Consider the following 25,345-nt stretch of genomic DNA (forward strand, 5'->3'; position numbering starts at 1 on the left):
CCCCGTACAGCGCCCTGGCCTGCGTGGACACCTCCCCGTCCGGCAGCCCCGCGCCGCGGAACCGGCCCGATGTCCACGGCACTTCACGAGCTCCTGTGAACCGGTCATAAAGTACGGCGGGTGCGCGGACCGCCGATCGGTCCGCGCGGCATGGCGACATCGCGGGGGGTGGGGAGGAGCACTGCTGTGGAGGCACGGGCGCACACCGGGCGGCTGGACGCATTGCTGCACGAGGTGCGGCGGCAGATGAGCCGGGGTACCGGGGCGGATCCGCGGGCGGTCCTCGACTGGCTGGGCCGGCAGATCGACGCCGAAGTCGCGCTGGTCGGGAGCCAGGGCGCGGTCGAGACCGCCACCGCGCGCTTCCCACGCCAGATCCTGCCCTCGCTCGAGCCGGCGCTGTCCCGGCTGGCCGGTGGCCGGATGGCCGCGGCGGTCACCGAGAGCGGCGCCTTTCAGGTGCGCTTGGAGGCGCTCGGCCCGCGCGCGCCACGCCCCGTCCTGGTGGTGGCCGGTACCTTGGCGCCCAGCCGCGAAGCGGCGTCGCTGGTCTCGCACGCCGGGAGCCTCATCGCGCTCCTGGACCGGGCGCAGGACGCGGACACCACCTTCCGCGGCTATCAGTACAAGGCGCGGCAGCTGCGGTTCGCCGTGTTCAGCGCCCTGCTGGCGGGAGACCTCACACTGGCCCGCCGGATGACCACCGGCGCCGTCCCCGCGCTGCTGGACGCCGAACGGCTGCGCGTCTATCTGCTGCACTGCCCTCCGGAGGACCGGGACCGGCTGGCGCAGACCTATCAGGACGGATCGGGCTACCACGGTACGGGTCTGATGGTGCACTGCCCGGCCTTCAAGGAACACCTCATCTGTCTCGTCGCCGACGGGTCCGGCAACGAGTCCGCCGATGAGGCGGATGGTGAGGCCATCCACGATTCCGGCGACGGCCCCGAAGTGGCTGAGGGCCAGGGCACGCTGCTGCGCCGCCTGGTGCGGGACAACCCGCACTACGCGCTGGGCATCAGCAGCCCGTATCCGCTCGGCGCGACGGCCGAGGCGTACGGGCAGGCCGTGCACGCCCTGGCCGCGGCGCGCCATACGCCCGAGCGGATGGCCGCCTATCTCGGCCGGACACCGCTGGTGCCGCTGCTGCCCCGCACCGAGGCGGGCGCCTGGGCCCGTGCCCTGCTGCGGCCACTGGGGTCCACCCCGAGGGCCACCCTCGACATCACCCGGCTCGCCGTCACCTTCCCCCGGTCCGCGGTGGCCCGGCTGCTGGACATCAGCCGCAACACCGTCTCCCACCACCTCGGCCGGGTGGAGACGACCCTCGGCCTGGACCTGGGCGACGTACGCACCCGAGCCGCCCTCGACCTGGCCTTCTGCCTGACCGGCGGGCCGCCGGACGCCGGTCTCGGCACCGAGCGCGGGCGGCCGGAGCCCACCCTGGACGAGCTGTTGCGCACCGAGCCCGCACACGCCTGGGCGCGGGAATTCCTCCGCCCCCTCCAAAGCAGCCGTGAAAACACCCGTGGCCGCGATCTGCACGCCACCCTGTGCGCCTGGATCGACGCGAACACCGACGCCCAGCGGACCGCCCGCCGGCTCGGTCTCAGCCGGAACACCGTCAGGGCCCATCTGCGGGCCGCCGAACACCTGCTCAGCCGTGATCTGCTCACCACCGGCTCCGGGATCCACGACCTGGTGCACGCCCTGCACATCACCGGGCTCCAGCCGGTGGACTGACTGCGCACCGTGCACATATCACGGGTGCACGATGCGCACCGTGCACCGTTGCCCGCCCCGGTGGTCCGCTTTACCGTCACTTCTGCCGCGCAGCGCGGGAACGGGAGCTCCGCCTCCCAGCGTGACGCCGGTCTGTATCACCGCGAGGGGAGTGATGCAGCCCGGCGCCGTACGGTGCTCACAGCTCCGAGGGCTTCTTTCCCGCGGTGGGCGCGGCGCCGACTCGGGGGCGTGCCGTACCACGTCCCCGGGTGACGGCGAGCACCGCACCCGAGAGCAGCACCAGGGCGCCCACCGCCTGCAGAGAGCCGAAGGACTCGCCCAGGAAGAGCATGGCGCACCCGGTGTTGATCACCGGGACCATGAACATCATCAGGGACGCGGACGCCGGACCCACCGCGCCCACTCCCCGGTAGTAGAGGAGATTGGCGACGGCGGCCGGACCGATGGCGAGGAACACCACGTTCAGCCAGAGGCCGGCCGGCAGCTCACTCCAGTGCGTCTCGCCGAGATCGGGTGCGGCGAGTGCCCCCAACAGCACTGCCCCCGCACACGTGGCGTAGGTCGTGGCGCGCAGCGGATCGACACCGGCCAGCACCCGCGGCCCGATGAGCGTGTACGCGGCCCAGCACACCGCGCTGAGCAGATAGAGCAGATCGCCCGTCAGCCGGGTGGCGCCGCCGTGCGCGCTGCCGCCCGCGCCGAAGAAGAACACCACCGCCCCGGCGAGCCCGAGCGTGAGCCCCGCCAGCCGTCCCCCGGTGGGCCGGTCACGGCCGGTGACCAGGAGAAAGGCGCTGGTGAGCACCGGGCTCAGAACGGGGATGAGGATTCCCGCGTCGAGCGAGGGCGCCAGCGACAGCCCCCAGAAGAAGAAGCCGTTGTAGGCGAACACCCCCAGCAGGCCCGCGAGCGCGGCCCGCCCGCCGCCGCGTGCGGAAGCCGGGGCGCCTGATCTGCCGAAGAGCGCCACGGCCGCCAGCAGGGCGACGGCCCCGCCGCCGAAGCGCAGCAGCGCCGCCACGGTGTGCGGCATCTGGGCGACCACCGACTTGGAGCTGGAGAAGGCGCTGCCCCACAGCAGCATGGTGATGGTGAGCAGGAGATACGGGCTCTTCCAGCCCCTGTTCGCAGGCATGCCCCGACCCTGGCCCGTGGCCCGGCTTCCGGTCTTGAACGCTGGTGCGCCCGCGCCCCCGTAGCGCCACCCTGTCCGATCCGTGAGGAATACCCCTTCCCGGGGCGTGGAACCGAGTAGGTGTCATCCGTGGCGCACACGCCTCGGAGGACGACCCGTGACACGGACCGTTCACGACGGTTCCCGCTTCGGAAGGTGGTAGGTGGTCCCGTTGAACACCGCTGACCAGGAGACACGCAGCGAGCGCAAGGAATTCCGCCGATCCGGGCCGCACTTCGCCGACCGGATCACCGCCGACGGCCGGAACGGCTGGCCGGTGGAGGCCGGGCGCTATCGGCTGGTGGTCAGCCGGGCCTGCCCGTGGGCGAGCCGGGCGCTGATCTCACGGCGGCTGCTCGGTCTGGAGGCGGCCCTCTCGCTGGCCATCACCGATCCCATCCAGGACGAGCGCAGCTGGCGCTTCACCCTGGACCCGGGGGACCGGGACCCGGTGCTGGGCATCGGCTTCCTCAGTGAGGCGTACGACGCCCGCGAGACCGGATATCCGGGCGGGGTGAGCGTGCCCGCGGTCGTGGACGTCCCCAGTGGAGTGCTGGTCACCAACGACTTCCACCGGATCACCCTGGACCTCGCCACCGAATGGACCGCCCTCCAGCGCGAGGGCGCCCCGGACCTGTACCCCGAGGAGCACCGCGAGGAGATCGACGAGGTGGCGGAGGGGGTCTACCGCGATGTGAACAACGGTGTGTACCGGGCGGGCTTCGCCGAGCGCCAGGACACCTACGACGACGCGTACCGACGTCTCTTCGCCCGCCTCGACGAGCTGTCCGAGCGGCTGTCCACGCGCCGCTATCTGGTCGGCGAGACCATCACCGAGGCCGATATCCGGCTGTTCACCACGCTGGTCCGCTTCGACGCCGTCTACCACGGCCACTTCAAGTGCAACCGCAACAAGCTCAGCGAGGATCCGGTGCTGTGGGCCTACGTCCGTGACCTCTTCCAGACACCGGGTTTCGGGGACACCGTCGACTTCGACCACATCAAGCGCCACTACTACCGGGTGCACACCAACATCAACCCCACCGGCATCGTTCCGCTCGGCCCCGACCTCTCCGGCTGGCTGACCCCGCATCACCGTGAGGAGCTGGGCGGGCGTCCGTTCGGCGACGGCACCGCGCCCGGACCGGTGCCGGACGGCGAGGTGGTGCCGGAGGAGGGCCGGGCGGACTGAAGTCGCACATGTCGTATTCCCATGCCATCCCGCCCTCGCATGCGGCCTTGTTCGCCCGGTCTTCAACTGATCGGCACACCTGTTACACAGACGCCATGTGTGCCGCCCGGCTCATGCGCCACCTCGGCCCCGGCGCCGGCGGTCCGACCCGAAATGACGCGCGTCGCATCGTCCGAGGGATGCGATGTCACGTGAGGTCGGTGGCCTTTCTGTGAAGGAAGGGCGTCGCTGCTGTGTGTGAGTGTGTCCGTCGTGTGATCGGAAAGTGGCGGAATGCCCGATTCCGGACCGTGGTTGATTCGCCGCGCGGCGGGCCCCGTGGTTACATCCCTTCCGCGCTCAGGCATTTCACGGAGCCCGGTGTTCTCCGGGTATCCCGTGTCCATGCCGCGGGAGCTGATTCCCCTCGGTTCCCGTGCGCTGTTGCAAGCTCAACGAGACGTTCACCCAAGGGAGACGCAACAATGAACAACGCGCCCAAGGTCGCGACCCAGGAGATCTCCGACGCCGAGCTGGACAACGTGGCGGGCGGGATCGCCAGCCCCGTGGGCGACGTCCTCGGCACCGTCGCCGGCCCGGTGGCCGGCGCCCTCGGCACCGTCACCGGCACGGTTGACGGCCTCACCGGCCTGAACACCACCGGCATCGTCGGTGGGGTCGTCGGCACCCTCTGAGGCTGATCTACCGCTCCCCTGTGCCCCGGGCCTGCCTGGTCCGGGGCACTCGGCGGTCCGCGGCCCCCTTTGATCACTCCCTTCGCGGCTGAGGAAAGACTTTCGTGCAGTTCCGCCAGCAGGCCCTCTCCAAGCTGCAGTCGGCAGAGGACATCGACCTGCCGGTGCGCTACGCCCGTCCCCAGGGATGGCTGGCACTGGCGGTCACGATGGCGGTCATGGCCGGTGCCGCCGTATGGGCCGTCACCGGCACCGTCTCCAACACCCTCGATGCCGACGGGATCCTCACCCACGGCCAGGGCAGCTATGTGCTGCAGAGCCCGATCGCCGGCCAGGTGACCTCCGTCCTCGCCCAGGAGGGCAGCACCCTCCGGGCGGGCGCACCGCTGCTGAAGGTCCGCACCGCCGATGGCACCGAGGTCGTGCGCACCATCGCGGGCGGCCGGCTCACCACCCTCACCGCCTCGATCGGCTCCGTGCTGAACACCGGCGCCAACGTCGCCTCCGTGGAGCGGGTCGGCCACTCCGACGATCCCCTGGTCGCCACCCTGTACGTCCCCTCGGACCGGGCGGCCTCGGTGCGGCCGGGCGCGTCGGTCGACCTCAGTGTGCAGTCCGCGCCGACGCAGACCTACGGTGTGCTCCGCGGTGAAGTGCGGGCCGTCGGCCGGACCGCCCAGTCGAGCCAGCAGATCGGCTCCTACCTCGGCAGCGGGCAACTCGGCGAGGAGTTCTCCAAGCATGGCCCGCCGGTCGCCGTCCAGGTGAGCCTCCAACGCACCAAAGGCACCCGCTCCGGCTACCGCTGGTCGTCCCCCGAGGGCCCGCCGTTCGCCCTCGGCTCCATGACCTTGACCAGCGGCACCGTCCACCTGGCCGACCAACATCCCAGCGATTGGCTGCTCCCGTGACCGCGACGAACCAGGGCGGACCACCCCGGCCCGCACCCGCCGGAAGCAGCGGAGCGCGCCGCCCCCAGCCGGCCCGGGGACGGCGCCGCGCGCCACGCGGCGGGGCCGGGCCGAGGAAGACCCGGCGCCGGACCGTGCGCACCCCCACCGTGCTCCAGATGGAGGCCCTGGAGTGCGGTGCGGCGTCGCTCGCCATGGTGCTTGCCCACTACGGGCGCCATGTCCCGCTGGAGGAACTGCGGATCGCCTGCGGTGTCTCCCGGGACGGATCGCGCGCCAGCAATCTGCTCAAGGCCGCCCGGAGCTACGGTCTGCGCGCCAAGGGCATGCAGATGGAGCCCGAGGCCCTCGCGGAGGTGAAGGCCCCGGCGATCCTGTTCTGGGAGTTCAACCACTACGTCGTCTACGACGGGATGGGGCGGCGGTTCGGCAAACGCGGCGTCCACATCAACGACCCCGACAAGGGGCGGCGTTTCGTCCCCGTCGAGGAGTTCGACACCAGCTTCACCGGTGTGGTCCTGGTCCTCGAACCCGAGGAGTCCTTCCGCCGGGGCGGGCGCCGTCCCGGGGTGCTGGGCGCCCTGCCGCCGCGCATGCGCGGCACCACCGGCACCCTGCTGGCGTCGCTGCTGGCCAGCCTGCTGCTGGTGGCGGTGGGGGCCGCGGTCCCGGCGCTCAGCCGCACCTTCATCGACACCTTCCTGATCGGCGGCCAGGACTCGACGCTGGAGCCGCTGTTCGCGTCCATGGCCGTGGCGGTGGTGCTCACCGCCGTACTGACCGGCGTCCAGCAGGCGAATCTGCTGCGCGGACGCATCATCTCCTCCACCCTCAGCAGCGCACGGTTCCTGCGGCATCTGCTGCGGCTGCCCGTCACCTTCTTCGCCCAGCGCAGCCCGGCCGACCTGGTCCAGCGGCTGCGCTCCAACGACACCGTCGCCGAAACCCTCGCCCGCGATCTGGCCGCCGCGGCCGTCGACGGGATCGTCGTGGTGCTCTACGCCTTTCTGCTGTGGACCTACGACCCCCAACTCACCGGTGTCGGCGTCGGGTTGGCGCTGCTCAACGTGGTGGCGATACGGGTGGTGGTGCGGTTGCGGGCCACCAGGACCCAGAAGCTGCGGGCCGACACCGCGCGGCTGACCACCACCTCGTACACCGGTCTCCAGCTCATCGAGACGGTGAAGGCCACCGGCGGGGAGGCCGGCTACTTCCGCCGCTGGGCCGGACAGCACGCCATCACCCTGGACGAGCAGCAGCGCCTCGGTGTCCCGAGCGCCGTACTGGCCGTCGTCGCCCCCACCCTCGCCACGCTCAACAGCGCCCTCATCCTCTGGATCGGCGGGCTGCGGGCCGTCGAGGGCCATATCTCCATCGGTCTGCTGGTGGCCTTCCAGGCGCTGGTGACCCGCTTCACCGCGCCCATCACCCGGCTCAACGGAGTGGCCGGACGCATCCAGGACTTCTCCGCCGATGTGACCCGGCTCAAGGACGTGGAGAACTTCCCGGTGGACTCCCTCTACACCCGCGACGAGCCGCGCGAGGACACCCGCCGGCTGACCGGGCAGGTGACCCTGGAGAACATCACCTTCGGCTACAGCCCGCTGGACGAACCGCTGCTGCGCGACTTCTCGCTGTCCGTCGGCCCCGGCCGCCAGGTGGCGCTGGTCGGCGCCTCCGGCAGCGGCAAGTCCACCGTCTCCCGGCTCGTCTCCGGCCTCTACGCCCCCTGGGAGGGGGTCATCCGCATTGACGGACAGCGCCTGGAGGACATCCCCCGCGGTGCGCTGGCCGCCTCCGTCTCCTTCGTCGACCAGGACGTCTTCCTGTTCGAGGGCACGGTGCGGGACAACGTGGCGCTGTGGGACCCGTCCATCCCGGACGAGGCGGTGGTCGAAGCCCTGCGGGACGCGGCGCTCTACGACGATGTGATCACCCGGCGCCCCGAGGGGATCCACTGCCGGGTGGAGCAGGACGGCCGCAACTTCTCCGGCGGCCAGCGGCAGCGGCTGGAGATCGCCCGCGCCCTGGTGCGCCGCCCCAGCGTGCTGGTCCTGGACGAGGTCACCAGCGCCCTGGACGCGCGCACCGAGCAGATCGTCATGGACAACCTGCGCCGCCGCGGCTGTGCGTGTGTGGTGATCGCCCACCGGCTCAGCACCGTGCGGGACAGCGACGAGATCCTCGTCCTGAACCGCGGCACGGTCGTCGAACGCGGACGGCACGAGGACCTCGCCGCCGCCGGAGGCCCGTACGCCGAGCTGATGAAGGAGCACTGACATGGCGTCCGTTCACCCGGCCGCGGCGGTGGCCGCGGACGGCGGCGACGCGGTGGTCCAGGCGCTGGGCGCCCTCGGCGCGCCCGTCGACTGCGCCGGGCTGCGCAGCCTCCCGCTGGAGGGCCCGCAGGTGCTCTGGCTCGTCGTCGGCGGTGCCCTGGACCTGTTCGCGGTCGACGCCGCCGAGGAGGGGCAGTGGCACTTCCTCGGCCGGCTGGAGACGGGCGCCGCGCTCCCGGGCCCGGTCGAGGGACCACGCCACACCCTGCTGGGCCGGCCCTCGCAGGACTGCCTGGTGCGCCGCATCCCGCTGCGCGAGCTCTACCGCCCGGAGGCGTACGACACGTACGGCACGGCCCAAGGCCACGACCCGTACGGCACGTACGGGGGCGGCGGATTCCAGGACACCCCGCCCACCCCGCTGGAGCACGCCGTGGCGCTCGGGGTGAGCCGCAGCCTCGGTGTCCTCTTCCAGGCCCCGCTGGACGGCGGGGCCGCGCCCGAGGCGGAGGCGGCCGACGAGGACCTGCTCTGGCTGCCGGTGCCGCCCGGCAGTGTGCGCTACGGCGCCGAGTACAGCGCCCAGGCCGCCGGTGACCTGCTGATCGACGGCGCGCTGTGGCAGCGGATGGTCAATCAGCAGTACCGCCTCGGCACCGCCGTGGACCGCTGGATCGAGACCATGGAGCGGGCCCACGCGGACCGCACCGCGGCCGGCATCCGGGCCGGTGAGGCCGTGCGCACCCGCGCCGACCAGGCGCTGATCGCCTCCATCGGAGGGCAGCGACGGGAGCGGCGGTCGGAGGAGAGCACCGACGACGCCGTGCACGCGGTGTGCCGCCGGGTGGCCGAGGCCGCCGGGATCACCCTGCCCGAACCGCCGCGCGGCCGCACCACCGACGACCGCACGGACCCGGTGGAGCGCATCGCCGCCCACGCCCGGATCCGCACCCGCGCCGTCCGGCTGGAGGACGGCTGGTGGCGGGAGGACGCCGGACCGCTGGTGGGCTACCGCGCCAAGTCCGGGGCCCCGGTGGCGCTGCTGTGGCGGCGCGGCCGGTACGAGGCGGTCAACCCCGCCTCCGGCCTGCGGATCCGCGTCGGCGGGGGCAACGCGGAGGAGTTCGAGCCGCGGGCCGTGATGTTCTACCGTCCGCTGCCCGACCGGCCGATGACGATGTGGCGGCTGATGCGCTTCAGCGTGCGCGGCGCCGCGGGGGACGTCCGCAACCTCCTGATCGCCGGGCTGGTGACGGTGGCGCTCGGCGCGCTGGTGCCGCTCGCCACCGGCCAGGTGCTGGGCGGCTTCGTGCCCCGCGCCGAGAAGAGCCCCATCGTCCAGATCTCCCTGGCCCTGATCGTCTCCAGCGTCGTCGCGGCCGCCTTCATGCTGCTGCAGAACCTGACCCTGCTGCGTCTCGAGGGGCGGCTGGAGTCCACCCTCCAGCCCGCGGTGTGGGACCGGCTGCTGCGGCTGCCCACCACCTTCTTCGCCCAGCGCTCCACCGGAGAGCTGGCCAGCGCGGCGATGGGCATCAGCACCATGCGCAGAGTGCTGTCCGGGATCGCCCCCACGGTCCTCCAGGCCGGCACCGTGGGCGCGATGAACCTCGCCCTGCTGCTGTACTACAGCGCCTCCCTGGGGCTCGCGGTGATCGCCGTACTGCTGGTGGTCTCCGGGGTCTTCCTCGGGATGGGGCTGTGGCAGGTGCGCTGGCAGCGACGGCTGGTGGAGAGCGAGAACAAGCTCAACAACCAGGCGTTCCAGACCCTGCGCGGGCTGCCCAAGCTGCGCGTCGCCGCGGCCGAGAACTTCGCCTACGCGGCCTGGGCCCGTGGCTTCGCCGACTCCCGCGATCTGCACCAGCGCACCGGGCGCATCAAGAACCTCACCCAGGTACTGGACGCCGTCTACCTTCCGCTGGTCTCCCTCACCGTGTTCATGCTGCTGGCCGGTCCGGCGCGGGGCAGCATGTCGGCGGGGGCCTTTCTGACCTTCAACACCTCCGTGACCATGCTGCTCACCTCCCTGACCCAGCTCACCAACGCCCTGGTCTCGGTGGTCGCGGTGCTGCCCATGTTCGAGCAGGTCAAGCCGATCCTGGACGAGCCCCCCGAGGTCCGCGGCGGCAGCGCCCAGCCGGGGACGCTCACCGGCGACCTCCGCGCCAGAAACCTCACCTTCCGCTACGGCGACGACGGGCCGCTGGTGCTCGACGATGTCTCGCTGGAGATCCGGCCGGGTGAATTCGTGGCCGTCGTCGGCCCGAGCGGCTGCGGCAAGTCGACCCTGCTGCGGTTGCTCATCGGCTTCGAACGGCCGGTGTCCGGCAGTGTGCTCTACGACGGCCAGGACCTCGCCGCCCTCGACCAGGCGGCCGTGCGCCGCCAGTGCGGGGTGGTCCTCCAGAACGCCCAGCCGCTGGGCGGCACGGTGCTCGACTGCATCCGCGGCGCCGAGCCGTTCACCCCCGAGGAGGCCATGGAGGCCGCCGAACTGTCGGGTCTGGCCGAGGACATCCGCCAGATGCCCATGGGGCTGCAGACCATGATCTCCGGCAGCGGCGCCATCTCCGGCGGCCAGCGGCAGCGGCTGATGATCGCCCAGGCCCTGATCCGCCGTCCGCGCATCCTCTTCTTCGACGAGGCCACCAGCGCCCTGGACAACGAGACCCAGCGCATCGTCATCGACAGCACCCGCCGTCTCCAGGCCAGCCGGCTGGTGATCGCGCACCGGCTGTCGACCGTCATGGACGCCGACCGCGTGCTGGTCATGGAGGACGGCCGGATCGTGGAGCAGGGCGCCCCGGCCGAGCTGATGGCCATCCCGGGCGGAAAGCTGCACGAGCTGGTGCGGCGCCAGATGACCTAGCCGGGCCGGGCCCCGCGGTGCTACGGGGCGGCCGGGCTGGCGGCCTCCTCCTCGGCCTGGTGCGGCTGGGCCACCGGCCCGGACCGGCCCCGCAGCGGAACCTCCTGGACGCACAGCGCGGCGACGAAGGCCACGGTGCAGACGACGGCCGCGGTCAGGAAGATCTGCTGGGTGCCGGTGGCGACCGCGTGGAGATAGCCGTCCCTGGCGGACCGCGGCAGCCGTGCCAGCGCCGCAGCATCCGGCCGGGCCTCGCCCGTCTCGGCACCGGCCGGTGCGTGGCCCTGGACGGCGCTGGTGAAGAGCGAACCGAAGACCGCGACGCCCAGCGAGCCGCCGATGGTGCGGAACAGAGTCACCGACGCGGAGGCGGCCCCCATGTCGCGCATCTCCACACTGTTCTGCGCGATCGTGGTGACCATCTGCATCTGGCAGCCCATGCCCATGCCCACCAGGGCCATGAAGCATCCGGTGGCGGTGCGGGAGGTCGTGGTGTCCATGGTGGCCAGCAGGAACAGGCCGACGGCCATGCAGACGGTGCCGACCATGGGGAAGATCTTGTACCGGCCGGTGGCGGACATGACCTTGCCTCCGACCTGGGACATGATCACCACCGGGATCATCAGGGGAAGCAGCAGCAGCCCGGAGCGGGAGGCGGAGACGCCCTGGACGGTCTGCTGGTACAGCGGCAGATACAGCGAGCAGCCGAACATGACCACCCCGCCCACCAGGATCAGCGAGGACGCCAGGGCGAAGTTGCGGTGTCCGGTGAAGATGCGCAGCGGCATGAGCGGTTCGGCCGCGCGCCGCTGCCGGGCCACGAAGGCGGCCACACCCACCGCGGCCAGGGCGAACAGCCCCAGGATCTGCCATGAGGCCCATGGATAGGTGGAACCGGCCCAGGTGGCGGCCAGCGTGAGGGCGCAGACGGTGGCCGTCATCAAGGTGATGCCCGGCCAGTCGATACGGGCCCTGGCGCGGGTGGCGGGCAGCCGCAGCATCAGCTGGCACCAGACCAGGGTGAGGATCCCGAGCGGCAGATTGATGAAGAACGCCCAGCGCCAGCCCAGATGGCCGGTGACGAAGCCGCCGAGCAACGGGCCGCCGATGGTGCCGATGGCCATGATGGAGGCGGTCATGCCCTGGTAGCGGCCCCGCTCCCGGGGCGGGGCCAGCGAGGCGATCAGCGCGAACGCACCGGCACCGATCCCGCCCGCGCCCAGGCCCTGCAGCGCCCGGAAGGCGATCAGCTGGGTCATCGAATGGGCCGCGCCGGTCAGCGCCGAGCCGAGCACGAAGACCACGACGGCGATCAGATACATGTGCTTGCGGCCGTACAGATCGCCGAACTTGCCCCAGACGGGGGTGGAGGCGGCCGTCGCCAGGGTGTAAGCGGTCACCACCCAGGAGATGTGTTCCAGGCCGCCGAGATCGCCGACCACCGTCGGCATCGCGGTGCCGACGATCGTGGAGTCGAGCATCGACAGCAGCATCGCGAGCAGCACACCGAGCAGGGCCAGACGGACGCTCTTCGGGGTGGTCTCCGGCGGGGCGGGACTGCCGGACGGCGGTGCGTCGGATACGGACATGGCTGATCACTTCCTTCTCAACGCGCTCGGCGCGGTGGTGCTCAGGCGGCCCCGATCAGAAGAGCACACCGGACAAAAATCCCCGAAGCCCTGCGCGAGCACACGCTGCGGATGCACTCCGACGGCGAGCACGACCCCCGGATGCCACGGTTCGGATTGCGGAGTTCGCTCAAGTTTCCCGGCGGATGCCCTGTGCGGTGGCGCATCGGCACTAGCGTCGGTCGCTATGCGGTGGGCGGGCGTGATCGACAGCGTGACCAGGACCGTCGGCGGGCCGAAGGGCCGGTGGGCGGCGGGGCCGGGGCGGCATCGGCGGTGGCTGGTGGTGGCCGCCGTCGTGGCGCTCCTCGCCCAGATGGCGGTCGCGATGGTCACCACGGCGGTGAAGCAGACACCGACCATCGACGAGCCCGTGTACGTCGGCACGGCGGTGGACTCCCTGCATCACCACCGGGTGCGCTACAACCCCGAGCATCCACCGCTGGGCAAGCTCATCATCGCGGCGGGGGCGGCCCTCGCCCGGCCGCACCTGGACGCCGACTTCACCGGTGACCAGACGGCGCTCGGACGGCAGGTGCTCTACGCGTCGGGCAACGACCCCTGGCGGCTGATGCTGTGCGCACGGCTGCCGATGATCGCGCTGACGCTGCTGTTCGGGCTGGTGGTGTTCGCGTTCGCCCGTGAGCTGACCGGACCCGTGGGCGGGGCGGTGGCGCTCGCCCTGTACGCCTTCTCGCCGGACATCATCGCGCACGGTTCCCTCGCCACGCTCGACGTACCGGCGGCCGGCTTTCTGCTGACGTCGGTCTGGCTGCTGTGGCGGGCCCGGCGGCGGCCACGGCGGTATCTTCCGCTCGCGGGGGTGGCGCTCGGCGCGGCCCTGGCCACGAAGATGAGCATGCTGGCGGCCGTTCCGGTGCTGCTTCTCCTGGCCGTGCTCTCGGTCTGGTGCGCCCGCCGTCCGCACGACCGCACCCCGCGCGGCCATGCGCGGTCCCTCGGGATCGGGGTGGCGGCGGCGATGGCCGTGGCGCTGATCGCGGTGGCCGTGGTGTGGGCCGTCTACTTCCTGGTCGACCCCCGGCTGCGCTGGACGCCCACCGGGCCCGTGCCGGTCGTCCACGGGCTGCGCGGGCTCGCCGTCGACCTGCTGCCGCTCCCGGAGGCGTACCGCGACGGGATGCGTGTCCAGTTCGGCTTCGAGCACGACACCTGGCATGGCTTTCTGCTCGGCCGCCGCTACCTCGGGTCGCTCTGGTACTACCTGCCCGTCGCGTTGCTGGTGAAGACGCCCCTGGGCATGCTCGCGCTCTGGGCGGCCGGGACCGCCGTGCTGCCGGTGGTGCCCCGGCTGCGGCCCGCCGCGCCGTATGTGCTGATCCCCGCGGCCGTGCTGCTGCTCGCCGCCCTGGACGGGGCCCGCAACCTCGGGGTGCGGTACGCCATCTTCCTGCCGATGTTCCTTGCGGTGGCGGCGGCCGGGCTGATGGCCGTGCGGCGGCGCTGGGCGTACGGGGCCACGCTGGCGCTGGTCCTGTTCGTCGCGGTCAGCTCGCTGCGGACGTATCCGTACTATCTGCCGTACTCCAACGAGGCATTCGGCGGCCCGTCCCGGACCCATCTGCGGCTGCATGACTCGAACGTCGACTGGGGGCAGGACCTGGGGCGGCTGGCCGACCGCCTCCGGGAGCGATACCGGGGCGAGCGGATCTGGCTCGTCTACAAGGGCGCCGGTGTGCCGTCCGCCTACGGCATCCACGCGTCCGACCCGCGCCGGGCCCGCCCGGAGGAGGTGCGCGGGCTGCTGGTGGTCTCGGACTCCTCGATCGCCCAGGCCACCGGCCGGCTGGCGGCACTGATCGACGGCAGCGAGCCGATCGACGAGGTCGGCCACTCGATCACCCTCTACCGCCGCTGACCACCACCGCCGCCATGTCATGACATCTCTCACACTGGGCGCCGTCGTAAAGGGGGCGTAGTGGCGCATAGCGACTAGCCGACATAGTGGTTTTATCTTCTCTGTCGGAAATGGCCGCTTCCGCGCCCTGTCGATCCCCGGTGTTCCGGGCCGGTCGTCCACTCGCCTGGTTGCCGGGACTTCTGATGGGGCGTCGGGCGTCCAGGGCGCTCCCCGGAACCGGCTCAGCATGTCTCGCCGCTGATCGCAAGCGCCGTCCTCGCTACGAACCCTTGTAGTACGAACACGTGTGTTGCCCCGCGTGGCGACGGCTCCAAGAATGACGGGCCTCCCCCCAGTGTGAGGTCACGTATGAGCAAGCACCGCAACAGCACGACGCACCGCAAGATAGCCATCGCCGCCCTCGCCGTGGCCGCGGTGGGCATTCCCTCGGCCGCGATGGCACAGTCCGCCACCGCGGGCTCCCCCTCCGCCGCCACTTCCGCGGCCGCCACCGACCAGCAGGAAGTGGTGGATCTCGTCAACAGCGAGCGCAGCAAGGCCGGTTGTAAGCCGCTGACCGTGAACGAGAAGCTGACCAAGGCCGCCCAGGACCACAGCGAGGACATGGCGGCCCACAGCAATATGTCGCACACCGGCTCCGACGGATCCTCCCCGGGCGACCGGATCGAGCGCGCGGGCTACTCCTGGAGCACCTACGGCGAGAACGTGGCCTACGGCTACGAGTCGCCCAAGAGCGTCATGGAGGGCTGGATGTCCAGCCCGGGCCACAAGGCCAACATCCTGAACTGCGACTTCAAGGAGATCGGCGTCGGCGTGGCGCAGCCCGGCCACTACTGGACGCAGGACTTCGGCGCCGCCCGGTAGTTCATCCCTCCCGAGCCGGGTACAGCCGGCCCAGTCCCGGTGCCGCCGGTGGCGGCAGGGGGCGGGCCGGCTCGGCCCGCTCGGCCTCGAAGGACCGCAGGAGGTGCGCCACCAGCCGCCGGGACGCGGCCGGCGCGGTCGCCGCGTCGCCGATGACACCTCGGTTGGCCAGGAAGACGAGGGTCAGATCGGACACGTCGAAGTCCTGGCGCAGCCGTCCCGCGGCCTTGGCGCGCCGGACCACCTCGGCGAAGCCGTCCTCGATGCGCAGCCGCTCCCGCTCGAAGCCGGCCGCGTCGGGGAACGACGCCAGGAACGCCTCGTTGAACTCCCGGTCGTGTGCCTGCGAGGCACACACCGACTCGATGGTCCGGCGGAAGCCCCGCCACGCGTCCTCGTCGGCCAGGGCGTCGTCGACGATCGCCGAACAGGCGGCGAACTCATCGCAGAACACCGCCGTGATCAGCGCCTCGCGGGTGGGGAAGCGCCGGTAGAGCGTGGCCACCGCGACTCCGGCATGTCGGGCGATGGTGGCCATCGGCGCATCGATCCCGCGCGAGACGAACAGCGCCCGGGCCGTCTGGAGGATGCGCAGGCGGTTGGACTCCGCGTCGGACCGCAACGCTGAGCTCTGGACGTCCGGATCCCCGGTGGCGGGCGCTATGTGAGAGACGCGGGAAGGCATGTTTCTTACATTACGCCGACCCGGCGGTTCGACCCTTTGTGCGCATTAGCGTGGCGACCACCCCGATGTGCGAAAGGGACGATGAGGGCGATGAGTGAGATGCGCGCGGCGCGGTACGACCGGTACGGACCTCCCGAGGTGCTGTACGAGGGCACACTGCCCAAGCCGGTGGCCGGTCCGCGGGAGGTGCTGGTGCGGGTGCACGCAACGAGCGTGAACGGTGGCGAGCTCTCGGGCCGGGCGGGCAAGGCGAAGCTGGTGACCGGGCGGAAGTTCCCCCAGGGCACCGGCGTCGACATCGCCGGGGAGATCGCCGAGGTGGGCTCCGACGTGCGCCATCTCGCGGTGGGCGACCGAGTGTGGGGGGCGATGCGGCACCTGACGTTCGGGGCGGCCGCCGAGTACGTGGCCGTCCGGCCCCGTCAGCTCTCCTTCGCCCCCGACGGCATCGAGCTGGTCCGGGCCGCGGCCCTGCCCGCCGTCGGCACCACGGCCATCACGGCGCTGCGCGACAAGATCGGTCTGCGGAGCGGCGAGCGGCTGCTGGTGCGTGGCGCGGCCGGTGGTGTGGGCAGCGTCGCCGTGCAGCTCGGACACGCGCTCGGCGCGCATGTCACCGCGCTCGCCGGGGCGAAGGCGCTCGATCTCGTCCGGAAATTCGGAGCCGATGAGGCGCATGACTACCGGACCACCGGCCCGGCCGACCTCGGGCCCTTCGACGCCGTGCTGGACACGGTGGGCACCGAGCTTCGCGCCTACCGCGGACTGCTGTCGCCCGTTGGGCGCATGGTGGCCATCGCCTACGACACCGACCGCCCGCTGTCCTCGGTGGGCGCCGTTCTCCTGTCCACCGTGCACGGCTCACGGCGGGTGCGGGCCTTTTCCGGCAATCCGCTGCACCAGCTCTTCGCGGACCTTGCCGCGTATGTGGAGAAGGGGGCGATCCGGCCGGTCATCGACACCGTCCATCCGCTCTCCGGCGTGGCAGAGGCCCACCGCGCCATGGAAGCCGGCGGTGTCCGCGGCAAACACGTCATCCAGGTGGTGTGAGGGCCATAAAAACAGAGAAACGCCCCGGCTGCCTTGACGGCCGGGGCGTTTCTCAGCGTATATTGGGGATTTCCATGTGCCAATGAATTCATGGCATAGGGAAACCTGATGAAGTCATCGTATCCCGGCGGGAGTCGAATTGTCAAACGAGGAATGGGACCGTGAGCAAGAATTCCTGGATCTGCTCAACGGGCGCCTCGCCGAGCTCAGGGCACGAGCCGAGGAGTCGGTGACCGAAGCGCTGTCCCTGGAGGGCACCACCTTCCAGGCTCGGCTGGAGCGCGATGTGCTGGTGGCCGAGCGGTCCGGACTGCTCGCCGCGTTCGAGGCGGGGGAGCGGGGGCTGTGCTTCGGCCGGCTGATGTTCCGCGACGGCCGTGACCACCACATCGGCCGCATCGGCATCCGGCGCGATGACGAGGACCGCACCCCGCTGGTCATCGACTGGCGGGCCGATGTGGCACGTCCGTTCTACCTCGCCACCGGGCACACCCCCATGGGTTTGCGCCGCAGGCGCCACATCACCACGGAAGGCCCCAAGGTCACCGGGTTGCACGACGAGATCCTGGATCTCGCGGACACCATACGGACCGGGCATGAGGGGTCCGACGCGGACGCCGTACTGCTCGCCGCGCTCGATGCCGCGCGCACCGGCCGGATGCACGACATCGTGCAGACCATCCAGGCCGAACAGGACCAGATCATCCGCGCCCCGCACCACGGCGTCCATGTCGTCGAGGGCGGCCCCGGCACCGGGAAGACCGTCGTCGCGCTGCACCGCGCCGCCTATCTGCTCTACGCGCAGCGGGAGTTGCTGGCCCGTCGCGCGGTGCTGATCGTCGGGCCCAACCCGGCGTTCCTCGGCTACATCGGTGAGGTGCTGCCCTCGCTCGGCGAGACCGGCGTGCTCCTCGCCACGCTCGGTGAGCTCTTCCCCGGGGTGACGGCCACCGGCACCGACACCCCCGAGGCCGCCGAGGTCAAGGGCCGCGCGGAGATGGCGGATGTCCTGGCCCGCTTCGTACGGGACCGGCAGACACTGCCCGAGCCCGCGATCGTGATCGAGCACGACGACGGCGAGCTGGTGCTGGACCGGGACATCGCGTCCGAGGCCGGCCACAAGGCCCGGGAGACCGGGCTGCCGCACAACCTGGCCCGTCCGCACTTCGCCTTCCGGATCATCGACGACCTCACCGATCAGCTCGTCGACCGGATCGGCGCGGACCCCTACGGCGGGCCCAACCTCCTCGGCGCGGACGACGTCGCCCAGCTCGGCAAGGCGATCGCGGTCAACCCCGAGGTGCACGCCGCCATCGAGCAACTGTGGCCGTCCCTCACCCCGCAGCGGCTCGTGGCCGACTTCCTCAGCGACCCCGTCCACCTCTCCGACGCCGACGCCGCCGCGATCCGCCGCACCGACGGCGAGTGGACCCCCGCCGATGTCCCGCTGCTGGACGAGGCCGCCGAACTCCTAGGCCACGACGACTCGGCCGCCCGCGCCGCCGCGGAGGCCGAGCGCCAGGAGCGCATCGACTACGCACAGGGCGTGCTCGACCTCTCCTACGGCTCCCGCACCCTGGAGTTCGAGGACCGCGACGACGAGGAGTCGGAGGTGCTGGCCGCCCATGACCTCATCGACGCCGAACGGCTGGCGGACCGGTCCGAGGAGCGCGACCACCGCAGCGCCGCCGAACGTGCCGCCGCCGACCGCACCTGGGCCTTCGGCCACATCATCGTGGACGAGGCCCAGGAGCTGTCCGTGATGGCGTGGCGGCTGCTGATGCGGCGCAGCCCGACCCGTTCGATGACACTGGTCGGCGACCCGGCGCAGACCGCGGAACCGGGCGGCTGCGGCTCCTGGTCCTCGATCCTGGAGCCGTACGTGGGCGACCGCTGGGAGCACACCCGGCTCGGCGTCAACTACCGCACCCCCACCGAGATCATGGAGATCGCGGCGCGGGTGGCCCGCACCGTCGACCCCGACTTCCAGCCACCGCGCTCGGTCCGCGCCACGGGGGTGCGGCCCTGGGCGGAGCACACCGGCGATCTGCCCGGTGCGGTGGCCGCGGCCGTGGGGCGGGAGACCCGCACCGAGGGCCGTCTCGCGGTGATCGCCCCGAGGGACCGCCTTGACGCGCTGTCAGCCGCCCTCCCGGAGGCGTCCACAGGCCGGTCCCCGGACCTGACCAGCGCGGTGGTGCTGCTCGACCCCCGGCAGGCCAAGGGGCTGGAGTTCGACACGGTGATCGTGGCCGAGCCCGCGGAGTTCGGCACCAGCGACCTCTATGTGGCGCTCACCCGGGCCACCCAGCGGCTGGGCGTGGTGCACACCGGGCCGCTGCCGGAGGGGCTGCGCGACCTGTCCGGCCTGTCCGACCGGGCGTCCTCGGTGTAGACGCCCACGCTCCCCGCCGCGTTCGGGCGTTCCCGGTCACGGGAAGCGCGCGGCGGCGGACGACTACACCCCCCATGGCAACCCCGCCGAGCAGGTGCTGCGCCGCTGGTGGCGGGGGCGACCGGGGGGGGTGTGGTCAACTGCCGTCCGCTATGAGGAGCAGTTCTCGCTGGAGCCGCTGGTGCTCACCCGCAGCGCGCCGCCGGAGGTGTTGGCGCTGTCGGCGAGGCAGTAGCCGGACACGTTCTGGAGGATGACGTCCGCCGGGCTGTCGCTGCCGCGCTGTGCGGTGAAGCGGTTGAAGCTGAGCGCGGTCCCGGAGTTGGCGATGACCGCCGGACGGCCGTCGTTCTTGGCGAACCTGACCGAGCTGTCGTTGAAGGTGATGTGGTCCGCGTTGTGCAGATACCAGCCGAAGGCGGGACGGGTGCCGATGCTCTTCGGGTTGTAGTCGCCGGAGTCGTTGCTGGGCACTCCGGTGGACATGGTGCCGTTGCCGCCGGGGACGGTGAGATTGACGTGATTGAAGGTCACACCGCTGATGTGATTGCCACCGGACTCGCCCCACAGCGTCGGGCTGAAGGAGGGGGTGTTACCGGTGCCGGTGATGTTGTCGTAGGTGATGTCGCTGATGTGGCCGACTCCCGGATTTCCCCCGCACCGTTTTCTCGTCCCGATCTTCTGCATGATGGGGGAGTGCACATTGGTCATGGTGATGTCGCGATAGTGCACATCGGAGATGTTGGCGCCGTCCATCGAGACCATGCCGAGCCCGGACTTGTCCGCACCGGTGATGGTGATGCCCTGGAAGACGTAGTCCGTGAAGTCACCACAGGTTTCGGAGCCGAACATCAGGGCGTTGCAGCATTTCGCGGAGAGATGTGAATCGGTCACCCGCACATGGCCGTTGGGCAGCTTGGCGCCCAGGGCGTAGTCGCTCTTGAAGGCGAGCGCGTCGTCATTGGCGGCGATATCGGCGTTGGTGACCGTGACATTGGTGGTGCTGATGATGTTCCAGCCGTCGCGGTCGCTCGCCGTGTCGATGGTGAGATGGTCCGAGGTCACGTTCTTGCAGCCGTTGATGAGGGCCGCGAAGTGGCCACCGCGCCGCAGGGTGATCCCGTCGAGGGTCAGTCCGTCGCAGCGGGTCAGGGAGATGATCTTGTCCGCCTCACCGGAGTCGGGGTTGCCGGTGATGAGGTTGCCCGCGCCGTCGATGGTTCCCGAGCCGGTGAACCCGATGTCGGTGAGCTTGTCGCCGTAGAACATCGCGTTGTGGAAGTGGCTGTGGCCGTAGTCCTGGTAGTCGTCGTTCGGATTGGACTCGGGCTTGTCATAGGTGTCCGCGCTCGACCCGAGGATCGTGGCCCCGGAGTCCAGCTGGAGGGTCACCTTGCTCTTGAGGTGGACGGTGTTCTTGGACTTGTACTGTCCCGACGGGAAGCGGACGGTCCCGCCTCCGGCGCTGTTGGCCGCCGTGATGGCCTTCTCGATGGCGGCGGAGTCATTGCTCGAACCGTCGGCCTTCGCGCCGTAGTCCATCACGCTGAACACCGGGACCGCGGTGGCGGCCTCCTCGGGTGCGGGGGCGGCGGTCGCCTGGGGCACCTGCGATAACCCGAAGACGGCGGCGAGTGCGAGCGCCGCGCCTGCGGCGAGTCTCTTCATCTCTCGTTCTCCTTCTCCTGTGGAGCCGTGGAGATCCGACGTGTTGTTAGGTCTGGACCTATTTGACCTGCAATGATCCCCTTGGCGGGGCGACATTTCTCGATGCTGGCCCAGTAAAGGTAGGACCTCTCTCCTCTGTGGAAAGTAACAGGCGGATACGAGCTGTCAATGGCCTCCGGCCGCCGATCACCTACGATCCCGCTGTGGCCCACTTCCGAATCCAGCGGCGCACCCCCCTGCCCGTCGGCGAGACCTGGCGACGACTCACCGACTGGTCGCGTCATGGCGCCCATGTACCACTGAGCGGCGTCACCGTCCGTCCGGCGGGGCCGACCCGGGTGGGCACCGTGGTCGTGGTGCGCACCGGCGTCGGCCGCGCCGGATTCGACGACCCCATGGAGGTCGTGCGCTGGGACCCGCCCGCCGACGACACTCCCGGCGGTGGCGCTTCTGGTGGTGGCGCTCCTGGTGGTGGCGCTCCCGGCGGTGGCACTCCCGGCATCTGCAGGCTGGAGAAGCGCGGCTCGGTGGTCCTCGGCTGGGCCGAGATCGAGGTGCGCCCCCGCGACGGCGGGTCCGAGGTGGTGTGGCGCGAGGAGGCCCGGCTACGGGGGCTGCCCCGGCTGTTCGACCCGCCCACGGCCTGGTCCGGCCGGCTGCTCTTCGGCCGGGTGGTCGACGCGCTGCTCGGGGACTGACGGGCGCGCCGCTCCCGCCGAGTGCCCGGCGCTACGAACCCCCCGCCCCGCACGGCAATGGACGACCGGCGACAGGTCCGATCATTCGCGCTCACCGCTGGGTAGGGATACGCCGGGCCCCGCCGGGGCTCGTACCGCGCACGGCGCACCGCACACGCCCGGCATCACCGCACGGCACCGCACCGCCCCCGAAGGCCACCGAACGCCACGGAGAAGATGTCCCATGCGCAGTCGCTCCAGCACCCTGGCCAGCGTCACGGTGTTGTTCACCCTCCTCGCCCTGCTGCTGCCCACCGGTGCGGCCGCCACCGCGGCCACTGCCACCGCCCCCGGGCCGCTGCCGGTCGTCACCCCGCACCCGCGGGAGATGTCCCGCATCGGAGCGGACGTCCATGTCCCCGCCCGTGTCCGCCTCGTCGTCGCGGACGGTGTGGACCGTCCGACACGTGAACTCGTCACCTCCGTGCTGCGCCACGCGGGGGCCTCGCGGATCCAGGACGGCCCCGGGCCGAAGCTGACCGTGACCGTCGGCCGGATCACCGACGCACGGGTGGTGCGGGCGCTCCGGGCCGCCGGGGGCCGGGTGCCCGGCGAGCTTCCCGCCGAGGGCTACGCACTGGCCGCGGGACGCGCCTCGGTGGCGCTCGCGGGCGCCGACTCGGACGGGACGTACTACGCGGCGCAGACGCTGCGTCAGCTGGTATCCGGCCACCGGACCATCGCGTCCGTCTGGGTCGCGGACCATCCGCTGATGCCGCTGCGCGGGGTGATCGAGGGCTTCTACGGAAGCCCCTGGACCCATGCCGAGCGCATGGACCAGCTGGCGTTCTACGGGGACGTCAAGATGAACACCTACATCTACGCGCCGAAGGACGACCCCTACCACCGGGAGAAGTGGCGCGAGCCGTATCCGGCCGCCAAACTCGCCGAGCTGGGCGAGCTCGTCCGGCAGGCCACCGACCACCATGTGCGGTTCACCTTCGCCGTCTCCCCGGGCAACTCCATCTGCTACAGCGACCCCGCCGACCTCGCCGCGCTGGAGGCCAAGCTGGACGCGGTCTACGACCTCGGGGTGCGCAGCTTCTCCATGCCGCTGGACGACATCAGCTACACCCGCTGGAACTGCGAGGCCGACCGCGCCACCTACGGAGACCCGTCGTCGAAGGCGGCCGCCGAGGCGCAGTCCGACCTGCTCAACGCGGTGCAGAAGGAGTTCCTGGACGAGCGGGCGGACACCAGGCCGCTCCAGATGGTGCCGACCGAGTACGGGGATGTCACCGACACCCCGTACAAGCGCGTGCTGCGCGAGCGGCTGGACGCGCGGGTCGAGGTGATGTGGACCGGAACCGATGTGGTGCCGCCACGCATCACCGTCGCCGACGCGGAGCGGGCCGCGGCCGTATGGGGGCGCAAGGTCTTCGTCTGGGACAACTACCCGGTCAACGACTACGGCCAGGCGGAGGGCCGGCTGCTGCTCGCTCCTTACGACGCCCGCGAGCCCGGTCTGCACCGGCAGCTCTCCGGCCTGGTCCTCAACCCGATGAACCAGGCCGCCGCCAGCAAGGTCGCCCTCTTCGGCGGGGCGGACTTCGCCTGGAACGACACCGGTTACGACGCCACCCGCACCTGGGAGGCCGCCGCCCGCCACCTCGCCGGGGACCGCCCCGGCGCGCGTGCGGACCGTACGGCCTCCACCGTTCGCTCACTGCTGGCCTTCTTCGACACCCAGCATCTCGCGCCCACCTTCGGCGCCGAACCCTGGCAGCCGCAGGCCCCCGCACTCGCGGCCCGGCTCGACCGGTTCCGCGCCGCCTGGGAGGCGGGGCACGAACGAACGGCCCTGCGGGAGCTGCGCCCGTACGCCCGGCTGCTCGCCACCGCTCCCGAGCGCATCCGGGCCGGTGTCACCGACCCGGGATTCGTGGCGGACTCCGCGCCCTGGCTGGACGCGCTGTCGCTATGGGGGAGCGCCTTCGAGCGCACCCTGGACGCGCTGGGCGCCCGTCTCGACGGCCGCGACGCCGAGGCCGCACGGTGGTTCGCCGAGGCGGCGGCGGACGCGAAGCGCGCCGGGGAGATCCGCACCATCCCGGGCGAGACCCGCCCCGAGGGTCCGGTGCGCATCGCCGACGGCGTGCTCGACACCTTCATCGCCGAGGCGGCCGATACAGCCTAGCCCTCCCCAACCGCCCGAACCCTCGGAAGAGTTGTATCCCGGCGAAGGTGGTGACGCTCGGATGGTTGTGCACTACGCTCCGTAGTATGGGGGTACAGGGGGAAAGTACGGGGCGAGGGACCGCGGTGGTGATCGGCGGAGGTCTCGCCGGGATGCTGGCCGCATGGGCGCTGCGTGGATATGCCGAGCGCATCGTCATCGTCGAGCGCGACCGCTATCCCGAGCGGCCCGCGTTCCGCTCGGGTGTTCCGCAGGCGCGCCACGCACATCTGCTGCTGGAGGCCGGGCATCGGGCGCTGGAGGCGCTGATGCCCGGTGTGCGCGAGGAGTTGACGGCCGCCGGCGCGGTGCGCGTCCCCATGTCGGGCGTGCGCTGGCTGAGCGCGGCCGGGTGGCTCGCCGAGTACGAGAGCGAGGTCGCGTTCCTCTCGTGCACCAGACCGCTGCTCGACCATACGGTGCTGCGCCGGGTGCGCGGCGAGCCCACGGTGCGATGGCTGGAGAACACGGACGTCGTCGGGCTCCTCGGCGCACCTGGCGAGGTGACCGGCGTCCAGGTCAGGGCGCGGGGCGACGCCCGCGCCCAGGTGCGCGAGGTGCGCGCGGAGCTGGTGGTCGACGCCTCCGGGCGCACCTCCTCGCTCCCGTCCTGGCTGACCCGGCTGGGCTGCCCGCCCGCCGCAGAGGAGCGCGTCGACGCGGGCGTGTCCTACGTCAGCCGGCTCTACCACCGCCCCGCCGGGCCGGGTCCGGGCTTCCCCGCGCTCTATCTGCAGACCAAGGCCCCCAACGCGCCGAGGCTCGGGGTGGTGCTGCCCGTGGAGGACGGGCGGTGGATCGCCAGCGTCGGCAGTATGCGCGGGGCGCAGGCCGAGCCCGGTACGGCCGGTTTCGACCGGCAGCTGCGGCTGCTGCGGGACCCGAGCCTGCGCGAGCTGCTGGCCGGGGCCGAGCCCGCCGGTGCGGTCCGGGGCTTTTGGCCCGGCCCCAGTGTGCGGCGGCACTACGAGCGCCGGGCGCCGCGCGGGCTGGTCGTCATCGGGGATGCCGTGTGCACCTTCAACCCGGTCTACGGCCAGGGAATCACCGTGGCCGCGCTCGGCGCCCGCGCCCTGCGGGTCGCCGCCGAGCGCCACGGCGGCATCGGCCCCCGTACGGCGCACACCGCCCGTAAGGGCATCACGGCCGCCACGAACACGGCCTGGATGCTGTCCTCCAGCGAGGATGTGCGCTTCCCCGCCACCACGGGCGGCCCGGCCGGAGTGTCGGTGCGGGCTCAGCACCGCTACCTGGACCGGGTCATCCGGGGTGCCACCGTCGACCCGCGGGTCTGCAAGACCCTGCACGAGGTGATGTCGCTGGTCGCCGCCCCCACCGCGCTGATGCGGCCCGCCGTCCTGGGAGCCGTGCTGCGCGGGGGAGGGAGCGGCCGACCCGCATCCCCCTAGTGA

Annotated in this window: 17 protein-coding genes; 13 read left to right on the plus strand and 4 right to left on the minus strand. The window is 71.6% G+C overall.

The genetic code is table 11. The annotated features are described in order from the left end of the window. Positions 1 to 186 precede the first annotated feature (186 nt). Entirely contained in the window at positions 187 to 1,743 is a 1,557-nt protein-coding gene (locus J8403_RS40365) for a helix-turn-helix domain-containing protein (protein WP_246586224.1), read from the plus strand. A 178-nt stretch (positions 1,744 to 1,921) separates the two neighbouring features. Here J8403_RS40365 and J8403_RS40370 read toward each other — a convergent pair whose 3' ends face one another. After that, complete coding sequence (locus J8403_RS40370; RefSeq protein WP_211127509.1) at positions 1,922 to 2,881, minus strand: DMT family transporter; 960 nt, start codon at positions 2,879 to 2,881, stop codon at positions 1,922 to 1,924. 211 nt (positions 2,882 to 3,092) lie between these two features. Between J8403_RS40370 and J8403_RS40375 the strand changes: the two genes are divergently transcribed. From J8403_RS40375 to J8403_RS40395, 5 genes are all read left to right on the plus strand, one after another. Continuing rightward, positions 3,093 to 4,112 carry a glutathione S-transferase family protein gene (locus J8403_RS40375; protein ID WP_211127510.1) on the plus strand — a complete coding sequence of 340 codons (1,020 nt, stop codon included), beginning with the start codon at positions 3,093 to 3,095 and terminating at the stop codon, positions 4,110 to 4,112. Between the two features lie 464 nt (positions 4,113 to 4,576). After that, entirely contained in the window at positions 4,577 to 4,786 is a 210-nt protein-coding gene (locus J8403_RS40380) for a type A2 lantipeptide (RefSeq protein ID WP_211127511.1), read from the plus strand. 104 nt (positions 4,787 to 4,890) lie between these two features. Beyond that, positions 4,891 to 5,697: an HlyD family efflux transporter periplasmic adaptor subunit gene (locus tag J8403_RS40385; RefSeq protein WP_211127512.1), complete on the plus strand. Its 807-nt coding sequence runs from the start codon at positions 4,891 to 4,893 to the stop codon at positions 5,695 to 5,697. Continuing rightward, a complete protein-coding gene (locus J8403_RS40390) occupies positions 5,694 to 7,976 on the plus strand; it encodes an NHLP family bacteriocin export ABC transporter peptidase/permease/ATPase subunit (RefSeq protein WP_425519871.1) in 2,283 nt (760 codons plus the stop codon). Before J8403_RS40385 ends, J8403_RS40390 begins: the two co-directional genes overlap by 4 nt. Position 7,977: 1 nt before the next feature. Next, a complete protein-coding gene (locus J8403_RS40395) occupies positions 7,978 to 10,848 on the plus strand; it encodes an NHLP bacteriocin export ABC transporter permease/ATPase subunit (RefSeq protein WP_211127513.1) in 2,871 nt (956 codons plus the stop codon). Positions 10,849 to 10,868: 20 nt separating this feature from the next. Here J8403_RS40395 and J8403_RS40400 read toward each other — a convergent pair whose 3' ends face one another. Further along, positions 10,869 to 12,437, minus strand: coding sequence for an MDR family MFS transporter (locus tag J8403_RS40400; protein WP_211127514.1), 1,569 nt, complete (start codon positions 12,435 to 12,437; stop codon positions 10,869 to 10,871). 226 nt (positions 12,438 to 12,663) lie between these two features. Between J8403_RS40400 and J8403_RS40405 the strand changes: the two genes are divergently transcribed. Then, positions 12,664 to 14,355 (plus strand): phospholipid carrier-dependent glycosyltransferase, encoded by a 1,692-nt coding sequence (locus J8403_RS40405; protein WP_211127515.1) that lies wholly within the window; start codon positions 12,664 to 12,666, stop codon positions 14,353 to 14,355. A 351-nt stretch (positions 14,356 to 14,706) separates the two neighbouring features. Continuing rightward, positions 14,707 to 15,222, plus strand: a complete 516-nt coding sequence (locus J8403_RS40410) for a CAP domain-containing protein (protein WP_211127516.1) — start codon at positions 14,707 to 14,709, stop codon at positions 15,220 to 15,222. Between the two features lies 1 nt (position 15,223). Here J8403_RS40410 and J8403_RS40415 read toward each other — a convergent pair whose 3' ends face one another. Continuing rightward, the gene (locus J8403_RS40415) at positions 15,224 to 15,907 is read right to left on the minus strand and encodes a TetR/AcrR family transcriptional regulator (protein ID WP_211127517.1); all 684 of its coding nucleotides are present in this window, start codon (positions 15,905 to 15,907) and stop codon (positions 15,224 to 15,226) included. A gap of 90 nt (positions 15,908 to 15,997) precedes the next feature. Between J8403_RS40415 and J8403_RS40420 the strand changes: the two genes are divergently transcribed. Continuing rightward, entirely contained in the window at positions 15,998 to 16,957 is a 960-nt protein-coding gene (locus tag J8403_RS40420) for an NAD(P)-dependent alcohol dehydrogenase (protein ID WP_211127518.1), read from the plus strand. Positions 16,958 to 17,096: 139 nt separating this feature from the next. Further along, positions 17,097 to 19,352 carry a HelD family protein gene (locus J8403_RS40425; protein ID WP_211127519.1) on the plus strand — a complete coding sequence of 752 codons (2,256 nt, stop codon included), beginning with the start codon at positions 17,097 to 17,099 and terminating at the stop codon, positions 19,350 to 19,352. A gap of 150 nt (positions 19,353 to 19,502) precedes the next feature. On the opposite strand, the gene J8403_RS40430 is transcribed toward J8403_RS40425, so the two are convergent. Next, positions 19,503 to 21,020, minus strand: coding sequence for a glycoside hydrolase family 28 protein (locus J8403_RS40430; protein ID WP_211127520.1), 1,518 nt, complete (start codon positions 21,018 to 21,020; stop codon positions 19,503 to 19,505). Positions 21,021 to 21,223: 203 nt separating this feature from the next. Between J8403_RS40430 and J8403_RS40435 the strand changes: the two genes are divergently transcribed. From J8403_RS40435 to J8403_RS40445, 3 genes are all read left to right on the plus strand, one after another. After that, positions 21,224 to 21,718, plus strand: a complete 495-nt coding sequence (locus J8403_RS40435; RefSeq protein ID WP_211127521.1) for an SRPBCC family protein — start codon at positions 21,224 to 21,226, stop codon at positions 21,716 to 21,718. Positions 21,719 to 21,941: 223 nt separating this feature from the next. Beyond that, complete coding sequence (locus tag J8403_RS40440) at positions 21,942 to 23,894, plus strand: glycoside hydrolase family 84 protein (RefSeq protein WP_211127522.1); 1,953 nt, start codon at positions 21,942 to 21,944, stop codon at positions 23,892 to 23,894. A 128-nt stretch (positions 23,895 to 24,022) separates the two neighbouring features. Beyond that, positions 24,023 to 25,342, plus strand: coding sequence for an NAD(P)/FAD-dependent oxidoreductase (locus J8403_RS40445; protein WP_246586225.1), 1,320 nt, complete (start codon positions 24,023 to 24,025; stop codon positions 25,340 to 25,342). Positions 25,343 to 25,345 lie beyond the last annotated feature (3 nt).

It is taken from the genome of Streptomyces yatensis (assembly GCF_018069625.1).
GTDB classification, from domain to species: Bacteria; Actinomycetota; Actinomycetes; order Streptomycetales; family Streptomycetaceae; genus Streptomyces; species Streptomyces yatensis.

What these genes read in the sequence shown, in the direction of transcription:
- J8403_RS40440 (WP_211127522.1), top strand. Translation starts at nt 21,942, where the DNA reads ATGCGCAGTCGCTCCAGCACCCTGGCCAGCGTCACGGTGTTGTTCACC.
- J8403_RS40430 (WP_211127520.1), bottom strand. Translation starts at nt 21,020, where the DNA reads ATGAAGAGACTCGCCGCAGGCGCGGCGCTCGCACTCGCCGCCGTCTTC.
- J8403_RS40380 (WP_211127511.1), top strand. Translation starts at nt 4,577, where the DNA reads ATGAACAACGCGCCCAAGGTCGCGACCCAGGAGATCTCCGACGCCGAG.
- J8403_RS40410 (WP_211127516.1), top strand. Translation starts at nt 14,707, where the DNA reads ATGAGCAAGCACCGCAACAGCACGACGCACCGCAAGATAGCCATCGCC.
- J8403_RS40370 (WP_211127509.1), bottom strand. Translation starts at nt 2,881, where the DNA reads ATGCCTGCGAACAGGGGCTGGAAGAGCCCGTATCTCCTGCTCACCATC.
- J8403_RS40400 (WP_211127514.1), bottom strand. Translation starts at nt 12,437, where the DNA reads ATGTCCGTATCCGACGCACCGCCGTCCGGCAGTCCCGCCCCGCCGGAG.
- J8403_RS40415 (WP_211127517.1), bottom strand. Translation starts at nt 15,907, where the DNA reads ATGCCTTCCCGCGTCTCTCACATAGCGCCCGCCACCGGGGATCCGGAC.
- J8403_RS40395 (WP_211127513.1), top strand. Translation starts at nt 7,978, where the DNA reads ATGGCGTCCGTTCACCCGGCCGCGGCGGTGGCCGCGGACGGCGGCGAC.
- J8403_RS40420 (WP_211127518.1), top strand. Translation starts at nt 15,998, where the DNA reads ATGAGTGAGATGCGCGCGGCGCGGTACGACCGGTACGGACCTCCCGAG.
- J8403_RS40405 (WP_211127515.1), top strand. Translation starts at nt 12,664, where the DNA reads ATGCGGTGGGCGGGCGTGATCGACAGCGTGACCAGGACCGTCGGCGGG.